15 protein-coding genes are annotated in these 19,975 nt (G+C 68.2%); 9 read left to right on the forward strand and 6 right to left on the reverse strand.

The window, feature by feature from the left end:
* Nucleotides 1–35 precede the first annotated feature (35 nt).
* Both ACFVTM_RS09740 and ACFVTM_RS09745 read left to right on the forward strand, forming a co-directional pair.
* On the forward strand, nucleotides 36–755 hold the full coding sequence (locus ACFVTM_RS09740; RefSeq protein WP_390203248.1) for a TetR/AcrR family transcriptional regulator: 720 nt from the start codon (nucleotides 36–38) through the stop codon (nucleotides 753–755).
* 1 nt (nucleotide 756) lies between these two features.
* On the forward strand, nucleotides 757–3,324 hold the full coding sequence (locus ACFVTM_RS09745; RefSeq protein ID WP_390203249.1) for an MMPL family transporter: 2,568 nt from the start codon (nucleotides 757–759) through the stop codon (nucleotides 3,322–3,324).
* 156 nt (nucleotides 3,325–3,480) lie between these two features.
* Here the strand turns inward: ACFVTM_RS09745 and ACFVTM_RS09750 are convergent, their stop codons facing one another.
* Both ACFVTM_RS09750 and ACFVTM_RS09755 read right to left on the reverse strand, forming a co-directional pair.
* Entirely contained in the window at nucleotides 3,481–5,112 is a 1,632-nt protein-coding gene (locus tag ACFVTM_RS09750; protein WP_390203250.1) for an HNH endonuclease, read from the reverse strand.
* 111 nt (nucleotides 5,113–5,223) lie between these two features.
* Nucleotides 5,224–5,859 carry a TetR/AcrR family transcriptional regulator C-terminal domain-containing protein gene (locus ACFVTM_RS09755; RefSeq protein ID WP_390203251.1) on the reverse strand — a complete coding sequence of 212 codons (636 nt, stop codon included), beginning with the start codon at nucleotides 5,857–5,859 and terminating at the stop codon, nucleotides 5,224–5,226.
* 126 nt (nucleotides 5,860–5,985) lie between these two features.
* On the opposite strand from ACFVTM_RS09755, the gene ACFVTM_RS09760 reads away from it, so the two are divergent.
* The 3 genes from ACFVTM_RS09760 (at nucleotide 5,986) to ACFVTM_RS09770 (ending at nucleotide 9,512) form a co-directional block, all read left to right on the forward strand.
* A complete protein-coding gene (locus tag ACFVTM_RS09760) occupies nucleotides 5,986–6,693 on the forward strand; it encodes a Maf family protein (RefSeq protein WP_390203252.1) in 708 nt (235 codons plus the stop codon).
* Nucleotides 6,694–6,883: 190 nt separating this feature from the next.
* Nucleotides 6,884–8,704 carry an acetyl/propionyl/methylcrotonyl-CoA carboxylase subunit alpha gene (locus ACFVTM_RS09765; RefSeq protein WP_390203457.1) on the forward strand — a complete coding sequence of 607 codons (1,821 nt, stop codon included), beginning with the start codon at nucleotides 6,884–6,886 and terminating at the stop codon, nucleotides 8,702–8,704.
* Between the two features lie 76 nt (nucleotides 8,705–8,780).
* Entirely contained in the window at nucleotides 8,781–9,512 is a 732-nt protein-coding gene (locus ACFVTM_RS09770) for a glutamine amidotransferase (protein WP_390203253.1), read from the forward strand.
* Nucleotides 9,513–9,587: 75 nt separating this feature from the next.
* Here ACFVTM_RS09770 and ACFVTM_RS09775 read toward each other — a convergent pair whose 3' ends face one another.
* Nucleotides 9,588–10,994 (reverse strand): MFS transporter, encoded by a 1,407-nt coding sequence (locus tag ACFVTM_RS09775; protein ID WP_390203254.1) that lies wholly within the window; start codon nucleotides 10,992–10,994, stop codon nucleotides 9,588–9,590.
* Between the two features lie 295 nt (nucleotides 10,995–11,289).
* Between ACFVTM_RS09775 and ACFVTM_RS09780 the strand changes: the two genes are divergently transcribed.
* From ACFVTM_RS09780 to ACFVTM_RS09790, 3 genes are read left to right on the forward strand one after another with little or no spacing between them, the layout of a single operon-like run.
* Nucleotides 11,290–12,705 carry an MFS transporter gene (locus tag ACFVTM_RS09780; protein WP_390203255.1) on the forward strand — a complete coding sequence of 472 codons (1,416 nt, stop codon included), beginning with the start codon at nucleotides 11,290–11,292 and terminating at the stop codon, nucleotides 12,703–12,705.
* Nucleotide 12,706: 1 nt separating this feature from the next.
* Complete coding sequence (locus ACFVTM_RS09785) at nucleotides 12,707–15,004, forward strand: molybdopterin oxidoreductase family protein (RefSeq protein ID WP_390203256.1); 2,298 nt, start codon at nucleotides 12,707–12,709, stop codon at nucleotides 15,002–15,004.
* Nucleotides 15,001–16,560: an FAD-dependent oxidoreductase gene (locus tag ACFVTM_RS09790; RefSeq protein WP_390203257.1), complete on the forward strand. Its 1,560-nt coding sequence runs from the start codon at nucleotides 15,001–15,003 to the stop codon at nucleotides 16,558–16,560. Before ACFVTM_RS09785 ends, ACFVTM_RS09790 begins: the two co-directional genes overlap by 4 nt.
* A gap of 34 nt (nucleotides 16,561–16,594) precedes the next feature.
* Here ACFVTM_RS09790 and ACFVTM_RS09795 read toward each other — a convergent pair whose 3' ends face one another.
* The 3 genes from ACFVTM_RS09795 to ACFVTM_RS09805 form a co-directional block, all read right to left on the reverse strand.
* The gene (locus ACFVTM_RS09795) at nucleotides 16,595–16,927 is read right to left on the reverse strand and encodes a hypothetical protein (protein WP_390203258.1); all 333 of its coding nucleotides are present in this window, start codon (nucleotides 16,925–16,927) and stop codon (nucleotides 16,595–16,597) included.
* A 151-nt stretch (nucleotides 16,928–17,078) separates the two neighbouring features.
* A complete protein-coding gene (locus tag ACFVTM_RS09800) occupies nucleotides 17,079–17,612 on the reverse strand; it encodes a DivIVA domain-containing protein (RefSeq protein ID WP_390203259.1) in 534 nt (177 codons plus the stop codon).
* The gene (locus tag ACFVTM_RS09805; RefSeq protein WP_390203260.1) at nucleotides 17,599–18,741 is read right to left on the reverse strand and encodes a globin domain-containing protein; all 1,143 of its coding nucleotides are present in this window, start codon (nucleotides 18,739–18,741) and stop codon (nucleotides 17,599–17,601) included. Before ACFVTM_RS09805 ends, ACFVTM_RS09800 begins: the two co-directional genes overlap by 14 nt.
* 376 nt (nucleotides 18,742–19,117) lie before the next feature.
* On the opposite strand from ACFVTM_RS09805, the gene ACFVTM_RS09810 reads away from it, so the two are divergent.
* Entirely contained in the window at nucleotides 19,118–19,765 is a 648-nt protein-coding gene (locus ACFVTM_RS09810) for a DUF4192 family protein (RefSeq protein WP_390203458.1), read from the forward strand.
* Nucleotides 19,766–19,975: the final 210 nt, after the last annotated feature.

Consider the following 19,975-nt stretch of genomic DNA (forward strand, 5'->3'; position numbering starts at 1 on the left):
TGCGCAGAGTGCAAACATGCACGTAGTGTAAGCGCGTGACCCCAGCATCATCGCCTTCCGGCCAGGCCGCCCCCTCCAGCGGATCCGGCGCCGTACCGCCCTCGGGCCGCGAACTGAGCCGTCGCGAATTAAACAAGGCGGCCACCCGCCAGGCCATCACAGACGCCGCCATGGACTTGCTCCGCACCCGGGGTCCCGGAAACTTCACGGTGGAGGACATCGCCGAAGCCGCCGGGATATCCCGGCGCACGTTCTTCAACTACTTCGGCAGCACCGAGGCAGCGCTGTCCTCGGTCACTCACGGGTTCCTGGACAATGCCCTGCAGCAGTTCCGGCTCCGCCCGGCAGATGAACCCATCCTGGAGTCCGCCCGAGCGGCCCTCGTTGAACTGGCCGATCCCATGACCGTGGCACCGGTGGCCGAGATCTACAGCCTGGGCCAGACCAACCCGCAGCTCAGCCGTTCCGAGCTCGAAGCATGGGACCACTGCACCGAACAGATCATCGACGCCGCCCGTGAACGCTTCGCCCGGGACGCCGGCACCGAGATCGACGAACTGTACCTGCGCGCCCTCGCGGGCTCCATCATCTCCTGCGGGAAGGCCGCCATGGACGTCTGGTTCGCCCGGTGCGGCGGCGACCTCAGTCCGGCGTCCTTGTCCATCCTGCGCCAGCTCCTCATCGACTCCATGAGCCTCCTCGGCTCCGGCTTCTCGTCCCCCTCCCCCGCCACCCCTTCCCCAGATCGGCACTGACATGGCCCTATTGCTCTACCGACTCGGCAAGTTCTCCTACCACCGCCGCTGGCTGGTCATCTCCCTCTGGCTCGCCGTCATGGTGGCCGTCGGCGGCGCCGCGGCGGCCTTCCACGGCACCATGTCCAACAACTTTCAGATCCCCGGCACCGAAACCCAGCAGATGGCGGACAAGCTCAAGCAGGAGCTGCCCAAGTCCTCCGGCGGCTCGGCCGGCATCGTGTTCCAGTCGCAGGACGGCCAGTTCACCCCGGCCGGCAAGGACGCGGTCTCTGCCGCCCTGACCAAGCTGAAAACCCTTCCCGATGTTCAGGGCACCGTGGACCCGTTCGCCACCCAGGCCCAGCTGGACAAGGCCGTCACGGACGTTGCCGCCGGCGAGCAGCAGGCGTCCGCAGGCAAGGCACAGCTGGATGCCTCGGCTGCCCAGCTGGCCGCCGGGAAGTCCCAGCTGGCCGCCGCGGAGCAGCAGATGACCGCCGCGGGCATGTCCCCGGAGGCCATCGAAGCCCGGATCGGCCAGCAGAAGGCCGCCCTCACCGCGGGCCAGGAAAAGCTCGACGCCGGGACCAAGGAACTCGAGGCCGGCGCGGCCAAGCTAGATCTTGCCAAGCGCCAGCTTGACGCATCCCTGGGCATGCGGTTCGTCTCGGAGGACGGCACTGCGGCGATTGCGCAGGTCCAGTTCAAGACCTCGATCAACGGACTTGCCCCCGCCGTGCGCCAGCAGGTCCAGGACATCGCCCACGAAGTCTCTTCTGCCGGCGTGACCGCGCTGGCCAGCAAGGAAATCACCGAGGACGTCTCCGAGCTGTTCGGCATCTCCGAGATCCTCGGCATCGCCATCGCAGCGCTGGTGCTCATCGTCATGCTGGGAACCCTGATCGCCGCCGGGCTCCCCCTCCTGATGGCCATCGTCGGTGTGGCAGTGGGCGTCGGCGGCACGTTCGCGCTCAGCGGCGCCATCGACATGAGTTCCATTTCCCCGATGCTGGCGCTCATGCTGGGCCTCGCCGTCGGCATCGACTACTCCCTCTTCATCGTCAACCGGCACCGCAGCCAGCTCCTGGTCGGCATGGACGCGGAGGAATCCGTGGCCCTCGCCACCGGTACGTCCGGCAACGCGGTGCTGTTCGCGGGCCTGACGGTCATCATCGCCCTCGCGGCCCTCGTCATTCCAGGCCTTCCCTTTCTGGCCGTCATGGGCCTGTCGGCCGCGGCAACGGTGGCAGTCGCCGTCGTCGTCGCTTTGACCCTCACTCCCGCCGTGCTGTCGCTGATCGGCCCCAGGCTCATCTCCCGCCGTGCCTGGGCCAAGGCGGAGAAGCACAACGCCGCCCCGGGCCACGAGCGCGAGGACCGCGCCCGCGACGAACGCCGCAGCACCCGGGGCTGGGGCGGCCTGGTCACCCGGCACCCGGTTCTGGCGTTGCTGGCCGGCGTCCTGCTGCTGGGCATCGTGGCGCTGCCGGCCAGCCAGTTGCGGCTGGCGCTTCCCGACGGCGGGTCCGAGCCCGTTGAATCTCAGGCGTTCAAGGCCTATGACGTCACCGGCCGCAGCTTCGGCGAAGGCATGACGGGCCCGATCGTGGTGGTGGGCGATTTCCCCGCCGGCCTCAGCGAAGCCGAAGCCACGGCAAAACAGCTCGACGTCGCCGATATCCTCCGCGGCACGGACAACGTCACCGCTGCCGTTCCGGTGGCGCTGAGCGAGGACCGCCGCACCGCAGTCTTCCAGGTCATTCCCCGGGAGGGTCCCGCCAGCGCCAGCACGGTCAAGGTGGTCTCCGAACTGCGCGCCGAGAAGAGCCGGATCAAGGACTCCACCGGCGTCAGCATCGGCCTCACGGGCCAGACGGCCGGCAACATCGACGTCTCCACAAAGCTCGGCGACGCGCTGCCCCCGTACCTGGGAATCGTCGTCGGGCTGTCTCTGATCCTGCTGCTTCTCGTCTTCCGTTCGATCGTGGTGCCACTGCTGGCCACCGGCGGTTTTCTGCTCTCGCTCGCTGCCGCGTTCGGGGCCGTCGTCGCGGTCTACCAGTGGGGCTGGCTGGGGAGCGTGTTCGGCGTCGAAAATCCGGGCGCCGTGCTGAGCTTCCTGCCGATCATCCTGATCGGCGTGCTGTTCGGCCTGGCCATGGATTACCAGGTGTTCATTACCTCGGGCATGCGTGAGTCATTCATGCACGGGGAATCGGCCAAGCATGCGGTCCGCACCGGCTTCAGCCATGCCGCGTCCGTGGTCACCGCGGCCGCCATCATCATGGTCAGCGTGTTCTCGGGTTTCATCTTCTCGCACCTGAATATGGTCCGGCCGCTGGGCTTCGCGATGGCCTTCGGGGTCCTGGTGGACGCGTTCGTGGTCCGCATGACGATTGTCCCGGCCGTGATGTACCTGCTCGGCGACAAGGCGTGGTGGCTGCCCCGCTGGCTGAACCGGGTCCTGCCGGACGTCGACGTCGAGGGGGCGAGGCTCCGGCAGCCGGCACCCGCCCCGGCGGCCTCGCCCGAGGCCTCGCCCGAGGCCGAGCCTGAGGCTGAACCTGAAGAGGTCGGAGCGCGCTGACGTTCGCACCCCCGCTGACTAAGTGCCCGGATGCCGCCCGCTGATCACTACGATCGGCGGGCGGCTTTTTGGTGCGTGCAAAACTTCGTGCGTGCAAACTTCGTGAATGCAAACTTCGTGAGTGCACACGGGAAGGCTTGTGCGTCAGTCTCCCGCTCAGGCCACTAGTGAGACCGCAGGCCGCGCACGCTTTTGCTTCTTCGCATGGTGGCGCTGGCCGCGTCGTTGGCGGCGGAAATCCGCGTTCGCTTGGTCGGTTGGCGTCCCCGGCAGGGGCGGGGCGGTGGATTTGTAGGTGTGGCCGGTGGGGGTGGTGAGTTCGATGGTGTGGCGGCCGGCGCTGCCTGTTCCGGTTCCGCTGGCCGACCCTGGTGTGGTGACGGGGCGTGCGGTCCAGCCGGGGGCTTCCTTGGTGTGGTTGCAGGCTTCGCAGAGTCCGGCGCCGTTGCTCTGGGTGGTTTGGCCGCCGTGGTGCCAGGGGGTGATGTGGTCCAGGTGGCGGATGGGCGCGTCGCAGTATGGGGTGCGGCAGGTGTCGTCGCGGGCCTGGATGAAGCGGCGGAGCCCGGGCGGGAAGATCCGGGCGCGGGAGTCCATCGCGACGAGCTCCCCGCTGCCGGGGTGGGTGTAGAGCCGTCGGAGCCAGACTTTGTACGCGGTGTCATCGGCGGGAGCTCCGCCCATGTCACCGGGTCTCTCTGGACGCCCGGCACCCGGGCAATCACCGGCTGCGCCGCCGGGTCTATGCGGACTCGCGGGCCCCGGGCATCCGTCGGCGGTGGCGCCCGGCGCACTGGCAGGGTCGGGGTCGGGGCCGTTGATGAGGGTGCGGGCCCAGGCGGCGGGGACGGTGCCGTAGCCCGGGAGCCGGGCGGGCTCGGAGTCGGCCTGGAGGAGGCTCCGGTCGGTGATGACGAGCTGGATCTCGACCCCGGTGATCCCGCCCGGGGTGCCGGTGGCGCGTTCGACCAGGTCATCGGCCATCAGCTGCCCCCGGCCCCTCGGGTCGCCGGCGTTGCGGAGGGTGTCTGCGAGCCGGGCCAGGGCGGTGTACACGGCCACGCCCTGGGCGACCGGGAGCAGGGCGCTGAGCCGGCACATGGTGTCCGGGGCCGGGCGGAGGCTGACGTGCCGGTCGGTGGCGGCGTGCGCGGCGCGCTGGGTGACGGTGCGGGGGTCGAGCCGGTACGCGGCGGCCCGGGCGGTGGCCACCAGGGACCGGTCGCCTACGCCGTCGAACGTGCCGGTGTCGGCGGCGAGCTGTTCGTCGACGGCGGCCCGGTCCGCCGCGGCCAGGCCCGCGGTCTCGCGGACCAGCAGGGTGGCGCGCCATTCGTTCAACATCCCGGTTTCCAGGGCGGTGAGGGCGTGCGGCATCTCGGTCACGAGCGCTTTGGCCAGGCCGAGGAGCCGGCCGCCTTTGGCGGGGGATTCGCGCCGGGCGAGGGCGATCTGCGCGCCGATCCCGGCGCCGAGATCCTTGGCGGGCATGCCGGCGTCGGCCTGGGCGCGGCGCTGGAGCAGGTCGAACTCCACGGCCAGCCGGGCCTGTTCAGCCGCCGCCGCCGATTTCACGTCCTCTAGCACCCGGATCCGGTCGATGATCCAGGCAGCGTCCGCAGACGCGGGGACGGCGGCCGACACGGCGGGGACGGCGGTGTCGGCCGTGAAGGACCGGCCGACACGGCGCGCCGCCGCCGGCCCGGAAGCAGCAGCGCGTCCGGCGGCACTGAAGCGAGTGTCGCCGTGTCCTGCCGGAACCACTTCGGGCCCCTGATTGCCGTCCATGAATCCAGTGTCCCTGCGACCTACGACAGTAATGACCAACGAGAAGAGGGCCACGAAAAGTAGGGCTGGGCCCGTGGTCGGACGTGTTGCGTCGGAGGTGCTGCAGTGCCCTCAGTCGGAATCGGCGGCGACCGGAAGCCCCGCGCCCGCCAGGTAATTGGTCATGACGCTGGTGAATATTTCTTCTGGTCTCCCGGGTTCGTGCTGCCCGGTGAGTGCGCCGGCCAGCAGCGGGTAATCCCCGGACGATAGAACCTCGGAGAGGTACTGAAAGCGTGCCGGCGCAGCGCCGTCGCCCGTCCCGGAAGCGGCGGCGGAAGCGGCGGCGGCAAGCTCATTCTGCACGAAGGCTGACGTGATGGCCGTCATCATGGCCACCGTCTGCAGTTTGGCGGGCCCGGGCATGTCCACAGCCTGCAGTGCACTCAAGGCCCTCCCTAGATAACGGAGCGAGTTGGGCCCCATCGAGGGCCGGGTCAGCAACAACGGAGCCAGCCAAGGGTGCCCGTGCATCATGGCACGGCCCTGCCGTGCCAAGTTCAACAGCTGGATCTGTGGTGGTTCGCCGGAAGGGTCGAGGTCGTATTCAGCACTGACCGTGTCCACCATGAGTTCGACGAGCTCGTCGTGGGATTTCAGGTAGCGGTACAGGGACGCGGCTCCGGCCCCTACACCGGCAGCGACGCCACGGATGGACACCGCCGCCCCCAACGAACGGCTGGCTGCCGCCGTCACCCAGGCCACCACGACGCCGGCCTACGCCGCACGCGCAGGCCAACTGGCGGCAGCCCTTGCAACGGAAGACGGAACCACGCCCGTTGCAGCAGCCCTCCGGGCCGCTGCAAAGCGGACCCCGTCAACTAGGCTGGAACGGTGACCCGCCTCATTCTTGCCTCCCAGTCCCCCGCCCGCACCAAGCTGCTCAGCCACGCCGGGATCCGGCACGAGGTCCTCGTTTCGGATGTGGACGAGGACGCCGTCCAGGCCCGCTACGGCGTGACCGACCCGCATGACACGGCCCTCCTGCTCGCCCGGGCCAAGGCCGAGGCCGTCGCCTCCCTGCCAGAGGCGGACGGCGCAATCGTGATCGGCTGCGATTCCGTCTTCGAGTTCGACGGCGAGGCCCACGGCAAGCCCTACACGGCCGAGGTCGCGCGCGAGCGCATGCTGCGCATGAGCGGCAGCATGGGCGTGCTGCACACCGGCCACTGGCTTGTGGACTGCCGGGACACCGACGGCGGGACAGACGACGGCGGGACGGCCGACGACGGCGACGACGTCACCGCGCGCGGCTCCGGCGCCACCCTGGGCTCGGTATCCTCCGCTGAGGTGCACTTCATGGAAATGAGCACTGAGGAAATCGATACCTACATCGCCACCGGCGAGCCGCTGCAGTGCGCCGGATCGTTCACGATCGACGGCTACGGCGGGGCGTTCATCCGCAAGGTCGACGGCGATCCCCACACCGTCGTCGGGCTCTCCATCTCAACCCTGCGCGCGCTGCTCAGCCAGGCAAATGTGGGAATTACCGAGCTTTGGACCGGCGGGGCTGTGGACCCGGCGGACGTCCGCGCGGAGTAAGGACGGAGTAGGGACCAAGTGGGGACCGAGTGAGCCATTTCGCCGCCCTTTGTGGCAACCCTACAAAGGAGGGGCCGTTTACGCGCGGAATCCGCAAGTAATATCGGCGGAACCCACAAAACCGCGCTAGGCTCCCTGAAGGAAAGAAGGAGACGCCTTGTCAGCAAATTCGGAGCAGTCCGCCACCACCGTGCCGGGATCAACGCAGTCATCTGCAGCCGCGGGCACCCGCCCGCTCAGCAAGGTGCTGATCGCCAACCGCGGAGAAATTGCGGTGCGCATCATCCGCGCCGCCCGCGATGAAGGCATCACCTCGGTGGCCGTCTACGCGGACCCCGACCGCGATGCGCTGCACGCGCGGCTCGCCGACGAGGCCTACGCGCTCGGTGGCAACACCGCCGCCGAGTCCTACCTGGTGATGGACAAGATCATCGACGTCGCCCGCCAGTCAGGCGCGGACGCCATCCACCCCGGGTACGGGTTCCTGGCCGAAAACGCCGAGTTCGCCGCCAAGGTGATCGGTGCCGGCATCACGTGGATTGGCCCCTCCCCCGAGGCGATCTCGGCCCTCGGCGACAAGGTCCAGGCCCGCCACATCGCCGAAAAGGTCGGCGCCCCGCAGGTCCCCGGCACCGCCGACCCGGTCGAATCCGCCGAGGAAATCCTCGAATTCGTGGACAAGTTCGGCCTGCCCGTCGCCATCAAGGCGGCCTTCGGCGGCGGCGGACGCGGCATCAAGGTGGCCCGCACCCGCGAGGAAATCCCCGAACTCTTCGAATCCGCCGTGCGCGAGGCCACCGCCGCCTTCGGCCGCGGCGAGTGCTTCATCGAGCGCTTCCTGGACGCCCCGCGGCACGTCGAGACCCAGTGCCTCGCCGACGCCCACGGCAACGTCGTGGTGGTCTCCACCCGCGACTGCTCGCTCCAGCGCCGCAACCAGAAACTCGTCGAAGAAGCCCCAGCCCCCTTCCTCACTGAAGAGCAGAACCAGCGCCTCTACGAATCCTCCAAGGCCATCCTCAAGGAGGCCGGCTACCTCGGCGCCGGCACGTGCGAATTCCTCGTCGGCCAGGACGGCACCATCTCCTTCCTCGAGGTCAACACCCGCCTCCAGGTGGAGCACTGCGTCTCCGAGGAAGTCACCGGGATCGACCTCGTCCGCGAACAGTTCCGGCTGGCCCGCGGTGAGGAACTCGGCTACGACGACCCGGAAGTCCGCGGCCACTCCATCGAATTCCGCATCACCGGCGAGGATCCCGGCCGGAACTTCATGCCCGCCCCCGGCACCATCACCACCCTGAAGAACCCCACCGGCCCCGGTGTCCGCATCGATTCCGGCGTGGAACAAGGCGATGTCATCAGCGGCAACTTCGACTCCATGCTCTCCAAGCTGGTCGTCACCGGCGCCACCCGCGCCCAGGCCCTGCAGCGGTCCCGGCGGGCGCTGGAGGAAATGGTGGTCGAAGGCATCCCCACCGTCATCCCGTTCGACCTCGCGGTTGTTTCCAACCCCGATTTCGCCCCGGCCGACGGCAGCTTCAAGGTGCACACCCGCTGGATCGAGACGGCCTTCGTCAACGACATTCCGGCCTGGACCCCCACCGGTACCGGGGCTGAAGCGGCCGACGCCGGCGATCGCCAGCGCGTCGTCGTCGAGGTCGGCGGCAAGCGCCTCGAAGTCGTGCTCCCGGCGTCGCTGGGCTCCCGCACGTCCATCGGTGCTGGCGGCGGCAAGCCGGCCAAGATCAAGAAGCGCACTCGTGGCGGCGGCGCCACCGCCGCCGCGAGCGGCAACGCCCTGACCTCCCCCATGCAGGGAACCATCGTGAAGGTGGCCGTCGCCGAGGGTGACACGGTCGCCGAGGGCGATCTCGTCGTCGTGCTCGAAGCGATGAAGATGGAACAGCCGCTCACGGCCCACCGCGCCGGGATTGTGATGGGCCTCTCCGCGGCCGCCGGCGAGACCGTGTCCGCCGGTGCTGTGATCGCCATGATCGAAGACGGCGAGTAAGCGCAGGACAGTATGACCACACCGGTCACGGGCGCGCCTCTGGCGCCTCCGTGACCGGCCAGTGGAAACTTGGAGTGTGAAGCCATTCCTGCTCCTCGCCTCCCGCGCGGAAGAAACCGCTGCCGAGGACGAATACCGCGCCTATCTGCGCTACTGCGGGCTCGAGCCCGAGCAGCTGCACCGCATCCGGATGGAAGCCGCCCCGCTGCCCGACCTGGCGCTGTCCGACTATTCGGGCGTCATTGTGGGCGGCAGTCCCTTCACCTCCAGCGACCCGGCCGATCATAAGAGCGCCACCCAGCACCGGGTGGAACGCGAACTCGCAGGGCTGCTGGACAGGATCGTGGCGGAGGACTTCCCGTTCCTCGGTGCCTGCTACGGCGTCGGAACCCTCGGCCTGCACCAGGGTGCCGTGATCGACCGGACCTACGGTGAGGGCCTGGGCGGCGTCACCATCAAACTGACGGCCGACGGGCTGCAGGATCCGCTCCTGCGCGGACTGCCGGAGAGCTTCGTAGCCTTCACCGGCCACAAGGAAGCCTGCACCGTCCTGCCCTCCCACGCGGTACTCCTGGCGAGCTCGGCAGCCTGCCCGGTGCACATGTTCCGGATCAAGACCAACCTGTATGCCACCCAGTTCCACCCCGAGCTCGACGCCGAGGGGCTCGTCACGAGGATCGACATCTACCGCCACGCCGGCTACTTCCCGCCGGAATCGGCCGAAATGCTCATGGAAGACGCCCGCCGGTACACAGCAACGGAGCCGATGAAGATCCTGCGGAACTTCGTGGAGCGCTACGCCAGCTAGCCGCTGGCAGACGCGGAAATGCCCGGGTGTTCGACGAACACACCGGGCATTTCTGTCAGCAGCCTCGCTGGTGCGTCAGGCTACGTTGTTCTCGTACTCCAGATCGCGGGTTTCCTTGCTCACGAACAGGGCAATCAGCGTCAGGACGGCCATGACGGCGAGGTAGACGCCGACCAGTGCCGGGCTGCCCTTGCCGACTTCCCAGAGCCAGACGGCGATGAACGGAGCCACCGCCGCACCCAGGATGCTGGAGAAGTTGTAGCTGATGGCCGAACCGGTGTACCGGACGTTTGTCGGGAACAGCTCCGGCAGCAGCGCCCCCATGGGCCCGAAGGTCAGTCCCATCAGGGAGAAGCCGATAATCAGCAGCGCCATGGTGCCCACGAACCCTGCGCTGAACAGCGGGACGAACAGCAGGCCGAAGGCCAGGATGCCGGCCGTAACAACCATGAGCATCTTGCGGCGGCCGTACTTCTCGGCCAGGGGACCCGAGACCAGGGTGAAGATGCCGAAGAACACGACGCCGACAATCAGCATCCAGAGGAAGTCGTTGCGGGTGTAGCCCAAACCGGGGACGAACGCGGCGGCCGCGGCCTCGGTCATCGGCTTGCCCGCCTTCTCGGCTGCGGCCTTGGCGGCATCCAGGCTGGAGGCACGGGTTCCGTAGGTGAGCGTGAACGTGGTCATCAGGTAGAAGAGCACGTAGGTGGCAAGCATGATGAACGTGCCGAGGATCAGGTGGCGCCAGCTGGTCTTGAAGACCCGGGCGAGAGGCAGCTTGGCGACCTCTTTGGATTCGATGACCTTGGTGAACGCGGGCGTTTCGATCAGCTTGAGCCGGACGTAGAGACCGATGATCACCATGACGGCGCTCAGCAGGAACGGCACGCGCCAGCCCCACTGCATGAAGGCCGCAGGCGACAGGGTGTAGCTGAAGACCAGGAAGATCACGTTGGCGATGATGAAGCCGATCGGGGCACCCAACTGCGGGAAGGTGCCGTAGATGGCGCGCTTGTTCGCGGGGGCATTCTCGGTGGCCAGCAGTGCCGCACCGCTCCATTCGCCACCGAGGGCAAGGCCCTGGAAGAAGCGCATGACGACGAGAAGCGCAGGAGCCCAGAATTCCCAACCCGGAACGGTCGCCGTCGGCAGGCAGCCGATCAGGAAGGTGGCAATGCCCATCGTCAGCAGCGAGGCCACGAGGGTTCCCTTGCGGCCGAACTTGTCGCCGAAGTGGCCGAAAACGATCGAGCCGAGAGGGCGGGCGATGAACGCGACACCGAATACTGCGAAGGACGCCAGAAGCTGGGCGGTTTCGTTCTGCGCGGGGAAGAACAGGGAGGGGAAGACCAGCACGGCGGCAGTGGCGTACACGTAGAAGTCATAAAACTCGACGGTGGTGCCGATCAGACTGGCGACAATCACGCGGCCGCGCGAGTTCACCTGCTTGGCATGCTCCGCGGAGGTTGCTGTGGATGACATGTAGTAGCGCTTTCATGAAGACCGGGCGGGTGTTCCCCGGAGCCCGATGCCCCGGTTACTGCCCGGTAAGGATTCGTATATGTCTGATAATAGTTCCCACCGTCCAGTCAATGGACAAATGTTCCGCTATTTGGACGCCGTGTCGCCGTCTCACGTGGTGGTCCTCACACCTATTCTCACACCGTAATAAAGGCCCCGATAGGCAAAAGTCACAGCGCGTTAATAAACCGCGACCGTCCCCGAAACGCGGGATCCCTACCTTTGAAGGACAACACCCCCCAAGGAGGTCTCCCAAGTGACTGCTGAACGCACCGCCGAAATCGGCACCGCAGATGCCGCTGCCGCCCGTACCGGCGGCACCCTTACCCTCGACCACCGGCCCGGCCGCTGGATCGCCAACTGGGATGCAGAAAACAAAGAACAGTGGGAGTCGGCCGGTCGTTCGATCGCCCGCCGTAACCTGAACTGGTCCATCTTCGCCGAGTTCCTGGGTTTCGTGGTCTGGCAGCTCTGGTCGATCGTGGTGGTCCAGCTTCCCTCCGCAGGCTTCAAGTTCTCCACCAATGAGATCTTCTGGCTGATCTCCATTCCGAGCCTCGTGGGAGCCACCCTCCGGATCCCCTACACCTTCATGGTGCCGCGCTTCGGCGGCCGCAACTGGACCATCGTCTCGGCCCTGCTGCTGCTGCTCCCCTCAATTGGCCTGGCGCTGTGTGTGGCCAATCCGGCCACCCCGTTCGGCGTCATGCTGTTCGTGGCGGCGCTGGCCGGATTCGGCGGCGGCAACTTCGCGAGCTCGATGGCGAACATCACCTTCTTCTACCCCGCCCGCGAAAAGGGCTGGGCCCTGGGCCTGAACGCCGCCGGCGGAAACCTCGGTGCCGCCGTCGCACAGCTGGCCGTGCCGATCGCCATCACCCTGCTGGCAGCCGGCACCGTGAACCTGCCCGTCGCCGGCTTGATGTGGGTTCCGCTGATCCTGCTGGCCGCCTTCGGTGCCTGGAAGTACATGGACAACCTCACCAGCGCCAAGGGTGACGTCGCGGGCTCACTGGCCGCGCTGAAGGAACCGCACCTGTGGATCATGGCGCTGCTGTACATCGGCACCTTTGGCTCCTTCATCGGGTTCGCCGGCGTGTTCCCCAAGCTCATCAAGGACTACTTCCCGGCCTTCTCCTCCATCTCCGTCGGCGCCGTGGCACTGTCCCTGGCCTTCCTCGGCCCGCTGGTCGGCTCGCTGGCCCGCCCCTACGGCGGACGCCTGGCTGACCGAAATGGCGGGGCCCGCATGACCGTCACCGCCTTCGCAGCCATGGCCGTCATCACCCTGACCATGATCTGGACCCTGCCGTTGAAGAACTTCTGGCTGTTCCTGGTCCTGTTCCTGCTCCTCTTCACCGCCAGCGGCTTCGGAAACGGCGCCACCTACCGCATGATCCCGGTCATCTTCGCCACGTCCAGCCGGGCCGCCCGCTCCGGTGCCAGCACGGTAGCCACCCAGCGGCTCGCGTCCTCGGCTCTGGGCCTGATCTCGGCCATCGGCGCCTACGGCGGATTCGTCATCCCGCAGGTGCTCAACGCCTCGAACACCGCCAGCGGCTCCTACACCCCGGCGTTCTACGGTTTTGTGGGGGCCTACGTCCTGATGCTGGCGGTCTGCTGGTTCTTCTACATCCGCAACGCCAACCGAAACGCGATGGGACACGTCTAACATGACCACCAGCGCCGACACGCACTGCCCTTACTGCGCCCTGCAGTGCGCCATGACGCTCACATCTCCAGCGGCTCTGACCCCGGCTGTCCAGCCGGGGTCAGACCCCGTGCCGGGGCAACCTGCCTCCGACGCCCCGGTTCTTAACGTCGCCGGGCGGGACTTCCCCACCAACCGCGGCGGCCTGTGCCGCAAGGGCTGGACCTCCGCCGCACTGCTGAACCACACCGGCCGCGTCACCGAGCCCCTGCTCAGGGGCGCCGACGGCGTCCACCGCCCGGTGAGCTGGGACGAGGCCCTCGGGCTGATCGTCTCCGCCGTGCAGCGGACCCGCGCCGAGCACGGCCCGGACGCCGTCGGCGTGTTTGGCGGCGGCGGCCTCACCAATGAGAAGGCCTACCAGCTGGGCAAGTTCGCCAGGCTGGGCCTGGGCACCTCGCGGATCGACTACAACGGCCGGTTTTGCATGTCCTCAGCGGCCGCGGCCGGCATGCGCGCCTTCGGCTTGGACCGCGGGCTCCCGTTCCCGCTGGCGGACCTCGACGCCGCCAGTACCATCCTGATGTTCGGCTCCAACGTTGCCGAGACCATGCCGCCCTTCGTCCAGCACCTCCAAGGCGCGCGCGACGCCGGCGGGCTGATCGTCGTCGACCCCCGGCGCTCCGCAACCGCGGCATTCACTTCCGACGGCGGCGGCCTGCACCTGCAGCCGCTGCCGGGCACCGACCTCGCCCTGCTCCTGGGCATCTCCCACGCGGTGATCCACGAGGGCCTCGCCGACGCCACGTACATCGCCGAGCGCACCACCGGCTACGACGCCGTGGTCCGCAGCGTCGGAAGCTTTTGGCCGGAACGGGTCCAGTCGATCACCGGCGTCCCCGCCGGGCTGATCCGTGAAACCGCCCGGCGGCTGGCCGACGGCGCCGGCAAGGGCGGCAGCTACATCCTCACCGGCCGCGGCGTCGAACAGCATGTCGACGGCACCGACACCGCCACGGCCGCCATCAACCTCGCCCTCCTGCTGGGCCTGCCCGGCTCCGCACGCAGCGGTTACGGCACGCTCACCGGCCAGGGCAACGGCCAGGGCGGGCGCGAACACGGCCAGAAGGCGGACCAGCTCCCCGGCTACCGGAAGATCACCGACCCCGCCGCCCGTGCCTACATGGCAAGGGTCTGGGGCGTGCCCGAATCCCTGATCCCGGGACCCGGCGTCCCCGCCGTCGAACTCCTCAAGTCGCTGGGACAGCCCGACGGCGTCCGGTGCCTCTTCGTGCACGGCGCCAACGTGGCCGTGTCCGCCCCCGACGCTAACGCCGTGATCGCTGGCCTGCGCAGCCTGGACTTCCTGGTGGTCTGCGACTTCTTCCTCTCCGAGACGGCCGCCGAGGCCGACCTGGTCCTGCCGGTCACGCAGTGGGCCGAGGAAGAAGGAACCCTCACCAACCTCGAGGGCCGCGTGCTGCGCCGCCGTCGGGCCCTCACTCCCCCGCCCGGGGTGCGCAGCGAGCTGTGGATCATGACCCGGCTGGCCGAATTGTTGGACGCACCCTCCACCTACAGCGATGACCCGGAAACCGTGTTCGAGGAGCTCCGCATTGCGTCCTCCGGAGGCCTGGCCGACTACTCCGGGATCGACTACGCCATGCTGGACCGCGGCGAGGAGGCCTACTGGCCCTACCCCGCCGGAAGCACGGGCACGCCGCGGCTCTTCCTGGACGCTTTTGCCCACGCGAACGGCCGGGCAGTCTTCACGCCCGTCTCGCCCCGGCGTCGTACGCCTTCTGCCCCGGTGGCCCCGGCCGGTGCCGCCCCGGCCGCCGCTTCCCCGGCCGGAACGCCGATGACCCTGATCACGGGCCGGCTGATGGAGCACTACCAGTCCGGCGCCCAGACCCGCCGGGTGGCCGCGCTGGCCGAGGCCCGGCCCGAGGCGCGGCTTCAGCTCCACCCCGCCGCGGCCGCAGCCCAGGGCATCGCCGACGGCGATTACGTCTCAATTTCCAATGAACGCGGCGTGGTCAGCTGCCGTGCGGAACTGAGCACCGACATCCGCCCGGAGACGGTGTTCATGCCGTTCCACTTCCCGGAGCTCGAGAGCGCCAACCGGCTCACCGAGGCGGCCACGGACCCCATTTCCGGGATGCCCGAGTTCAAGACCAGCAAGGTATGGATCCGCCCGACGGTACCCGTGAACGCCGTGTCCGGCGACGCGGTTTCCGGGGCTGTCCCGGCTCGTGCTTCCGCCGGTGCTTCTGCCGGTGTTGCCGGCCGCATTCTTCAAGCAGAGGAGACCTCATGACTGAGCGGATTGTGGTGGTGGGCTTCGGGCCCGTCGCCGCGAGGCTGATCGACGAACTGCTGCCGGCCGTGCGCAGCGGAATCGCGCATCTGACGGTGGTCGGTGAAGAGTCCGAGGCAGCGTACAACCGCGTGCTGGTGGCGGACCTTGGCGTTGGCCGGACCACGCCGGCCGCCCTGGCCCTCGCGGATGCTGCCGCACTGGTAACCGACGGCGTCGATGTCCGGCTGGGCGTCCGCGTCCGCCGCGTGGACCGCGCGCGGCAGCAGGTCCTGCTCAGCGATGGAACCTCGCCCGGCTACGAGCGGCTGGTCTTCGCCACCGGTTCGCGGCCTGTCATCCCCAACCTCACCGGCCTCAATCCGGATCCGGCCGCGCCGGTGCTGCCGCCGGGCGTGACGGCCCTGCGCGATCTCCGCGACGCGTCCGTGCTCCACTCGGCCGTGGCCGGCGGCAAGCGCGTGGTGGTCCTGGGCGGCGGCGTGCTGGGCCTCGAGACGGCCCTCGCCGCGGCAGAGGAAGGCGCCACCGTCACCGTGGTGCACAACGGCCCGCATCCCCTGGGCCGGAACATCGACCGCGGCGGCGGCGCCGTGCTCGCGGCCTCCCTGCGGAATTGCGGTGTGCGGGTGGCCGGCAACGCCCGCTCCGTCGGCGTAGAACACAACGCCCCCGACGGCGGATTCTCGGCGCTGCTGCTGGATGACGGTTCCGCGATCGACGGTGACCTCCTGGTGCTCTCCTGCGGTGTCCGGCCGAGGACCGAACTGGCGGAAGGCTGCGGGCTCTCCACCGCCGCCGGGATCCTGGTGGACCACAAGCTCCGCGCCCACCACGAGCCCCACATTTTTGCGATCGGTGACTGCGCCGAGGTCCGGTGCCAGGACCCCGAGTGCGTGGAGTGCCGGACAGCCCGGGGTCCGTCCGGGCTGGTGGGGCCAGGCTGGCGGCAGGCCGAATGGCTCGCCGATTACCTGACCCTGCTGGCATCCGACGCCGAGGCAGAGGCCGAGGCCTTGCCGTCGCTTCCGGGGGAACTACCGGGCGTGATCGTGCTCAAGGCCCGCGGCATGAACATGGCCGTGGCCGGCAATGTCTCAGCAGACCCGTGGGACGAGGAAGCCTTGACCGCCGGGGCCGTCAACGGCCGGGCCCGGCTGCAGATCGCCCAGTGGGCCGATCCCGAGCACGGCCGCTACGTCAAGATGACCACGCGTGCCGGCGTGCTCGAGGGCCTCGTGTCCGTTGGCATGCCGCGGACCTCGGCCGAGCTGGTGCAGCTCTTCGAGCGTGGCGCCGAACTCCCCGCAGACAGGTCCCTGTTGCTGCGCCTGGACGGACCGGACCAGCTCGCAGCTCCCGGCGCCGTCGACCCCGCCCGCACCGTCTGCCGGTGCGCCGGCGTCAGCGGGACGGCCATCGCTTCTGCTGTTGCGGGGGGCTGCGGGACCGTGTCCGAGGTCTCCGCGGCCACCCGTGCCGGCACCGGCTGCGGCGGCTGCCACTTCGACATCAAGGGCATCATCGAGGCCCACTTTCAGGGGGCGGTTGCCTGAGGAGCAGCCGTGGTGACCCCGGCCAGGCGGGGCCTTAGTGCGCTGCGTTGTCGAAATTCTTCTGCCACTGGGCATGGTCGCGGACTGTCTCCAGCCGGCGGTTCGCAGTCCACCGGGGCAGATATTCGAGCGCTGGCAGCTCGCGGGCAGGCATGGGCTTGGGTTTGGATTCAGGCCGGGTCTGGACAGGCTTGGGCTTAGGCCGGGTCTGGACAGGCTCTCGGCGGTAGCTCGGCTTCGGATCAGCGATCGTCCAGTTGATCAGGGTGCGCATGATGAGCACCAGAACCCAAAGTCCGAGCCCAGCCAAGATGTATTGCCAAAACACGACCAGCAACAAAATGGCTATTAGCACGAAAAGGAACATAGCGCCATTATGCATTTGCGACACGCCCGGAGGTAGAGGTCTTTTTTCCCTGATCGCCCGCACGTGAGTTGGCGTCCGCACGGTCCTCACCGTGCCGTTACGGACGACGAGCAGAAGCTGCGCCGCCGATCCGTCCACGGGCGCCTGGTTGCTAGCCGTTCTCGTCGCGGCGGTCCGCGCGGGCCACGGGGAGGTCGCCGAGTCGGTCCACCTGCTCGGCCAGGGCATCAATCACAGCGCGCAGCTGGACTTGGGCCACCTTGGTGTAGGTGCGGACATACTCGATCTCCTGTATGGCGTCGGTGTAGCCGGCCGCCTGCGCTGGAACGGCCTGCCGCGTGGCCGCGGAGTCCTCGGCCTGCCGCGTGGCCACAGAATCCTCGGCGCGGCGCAGGATCTCGCTGTACTGGGTGCGGGCGCTGGCTACGAGGTCCTTCGAGTACTGCTCAGCCTCGGCGACGAACTTCTCCGCGAGGATCTGCGCCTGCGTGATGACCTTGACCATCTCGTCCTTGGCCTCAGGGCTTGCTGCGCCGGGCTGGCGCTGGTCCGCCTCGAGCTGCTCCGCGACAGCGCGAAGGAACTCGTGGACGGATTGCTGGTCGTACCCGCGTCCCACCACCTCGAACGAGGCATTGCGGATGTCGGAAGGGCTGATGCGGCCTTCTGCGCTAGCGGTGCTCATGGTATACCTCTTCCTGGTCTGCGCCGGTGGCCGAGGAGTTGTCTTCGACGCCTGCGTAGTCTTCGTACCGTATGTCGGCGCGGGGCGTGCCCGCGGCGACGAGTTCGTTGATGGTGTGCCCCACCATCGCCGTCGATCCGGCCACGAGGGCCAGACGGCGGGGTGCCTCGGGGTGTGCCGCGGCCACGGCGCCCACGTAGCCCTGGGCACCGGGGAAGGTCGCGTCGTCGGAGACGACTGGGTGGTAGCTGAACCACCGCTCCCTTGAGGCGAGCTCGGCGAGCCGCTGCTGGTCGTAGAGGTTCCACGGGACCCGGGCCCCGTGGAAGAGGTCCACGCGCGGCCCGCTGCCGTGCTCGTCCCACTGCTGCCGGGCCGCGTCGACTATCGCCGCCATCGGCGCGAGCCCGGTCCCGCCGGCAACCATAAGCAGGTCCCGAGAACTCTCAAGGGCGAGCTGGTCCCCGACAGGGGCGCCGATGCGCACCGTATCGCCCACCTTCGTGCGGCGGACGGCGGCGGTGCTGAAGAGACCGCCGGGGATCAGCTGGACGTGCAGTTCGATGGTGCCGTCGGGGCGGGGGGCGTTGGCAGGACTCAGATAGCGCCAGGTCCGCGGGAGTGATGGGACCTCCACCGCGGCCGACTGGCCGGGCGAGTACGTGAAGCCGTCCGCGACGCGGACCTCCAGGATCGTGACGTCCAGGCTGCGGCGCTCGAGGGCGGTGACCTCGCCTTCCCACCACGGCGGAGTAGTATCCGAGGCCTCCTCGGCGGCCATGACCATGACCTTGGCGATCAGTCCGTACGCGTCGGCCCACGCCTGTGCCACCTCGTCGGTCCATTCCGGACCGAGGTACTTCTGCAGTGTGGCAAGGAAGGAAGCGCCCACCATCGAGTACTGTTCCGGTTTTACGGAGAAGCGTCGATGGTCGCGGCCTAGCTGGCCGATGAACCCGGCCACCTCGTCGATCTGATCCGCGTGGCTCACAATGTGCCCGAGCGCGGCGAAGAGTTTGTCCCGCTGGCCGGCCATCGAGACCGGGAACATCTCGCGTAGCTCCGGGTGCGACAGGAATAAGTGCGAGTAGAAGTACAGGGGGACTTCGTCTCCAAGCGCGGCCGCCATGGACCAAGTCCTCTTCAGCCCACCGGCATCCATCAAAAGGCCCTTCTGTCGGGGTCGGCCTCCGCCGGTTCCGGCGGAGCGGGCCCCCCCAGCGCCTCGGCAAACCTACCCCATTGCTTGTGGACGGGTCCAATAGAGGGAGAGGTGCCGAAACAAGAAAAAAGAAATTCCGATTGGTGCGTAACTTCTCAGGGTTCCCCAACGATTACTGCTTTGTGAGCGCCGCCGGAGCTTGGACCCCCACCAGTGCTCCTGCCGGCCTTTCACTGTAAGCGCTGGCCGGTGTCTGCCCCCAAGAGGCGCCGGCCAGCCTTAACGCAACCCAAGGATGGACGTTTCTTGTGATGAGTGTTAGCAAGACCGCACCGTGCTGACCATGCAGGGAAAGCGGCTCGGTGCCGTGCTCCGCATAGACGCCCCGTTTGGCATCAACCCCGGAGGCGCCGCCCTGACGTACGTCAGAAGCAACGCCACCGGATTCACAGAACCGGCCCCGTTCACCGGGAACGCCGAAACCCGCGAAACCATCCCGGCCTACCACCCCGATGGATGGCCCGACGCACTGGAGAACAGTCGATTACAGTGGGCCCAAGTCCTGGAGAACCCCGCCGCCCTGAACGGTCCGACCGCGCAGGAACTGTCAGGAGCTTTCCAGCACCCCACCACCCGGGACTGCCTCATGAGCGACGTCATCACCGGCGCACCGGATCAGTTCACATTCGTCATGCTCGGGGTGTTCCCCACCCGCCAGGACTGGGCACGCGTGGACGCTGCCCAGGAAGTCGCCTTCGAACTGATGAAGGCAACCCCCGAAGGGCAGCGAGCCCCGCTGCTGTGCCTGATCGGCTGGCTGGAGTGGCTCAAAGGCAAGTCCAGCTTCGCCGCCCGGTACTTCAAACTGGCACTGGAGGACACCGCCAGCTACCGCCTCGCCGAACTGCTGACCGAACTCGTGAACCGCGGGCTGGTCGCTGACTGCGCCCGGAACCCGGAAAAGTCCTACGCACGCCTGAAGAACCGCTAACCGGAGGCACAGAGGCCGGACCCCACACAAAAGGGGGTCCGGCCTCACCCGTCGGGATCTTTCCCCAGGTGCGCGGTGGCCTCCCCCACTGGCGCTCCGCTGCCCGCCGGTAACGCTGGCGAGGGCGCAGTCCCAACGCCAGTGAACGCACAGGAACTCCCGTTAGCGTGGAAGGACAACACCGACCGACACACAAGGCAAGGAACCCCA

Source organism: Arthrobacter sp. NPDC058130 (assembly GCF_042884475.1).
GTDB lineage: Bacteria > Actinomycetota > Actinomycetes > Actinomycetales > Micrococcaceae > Arthrobacter.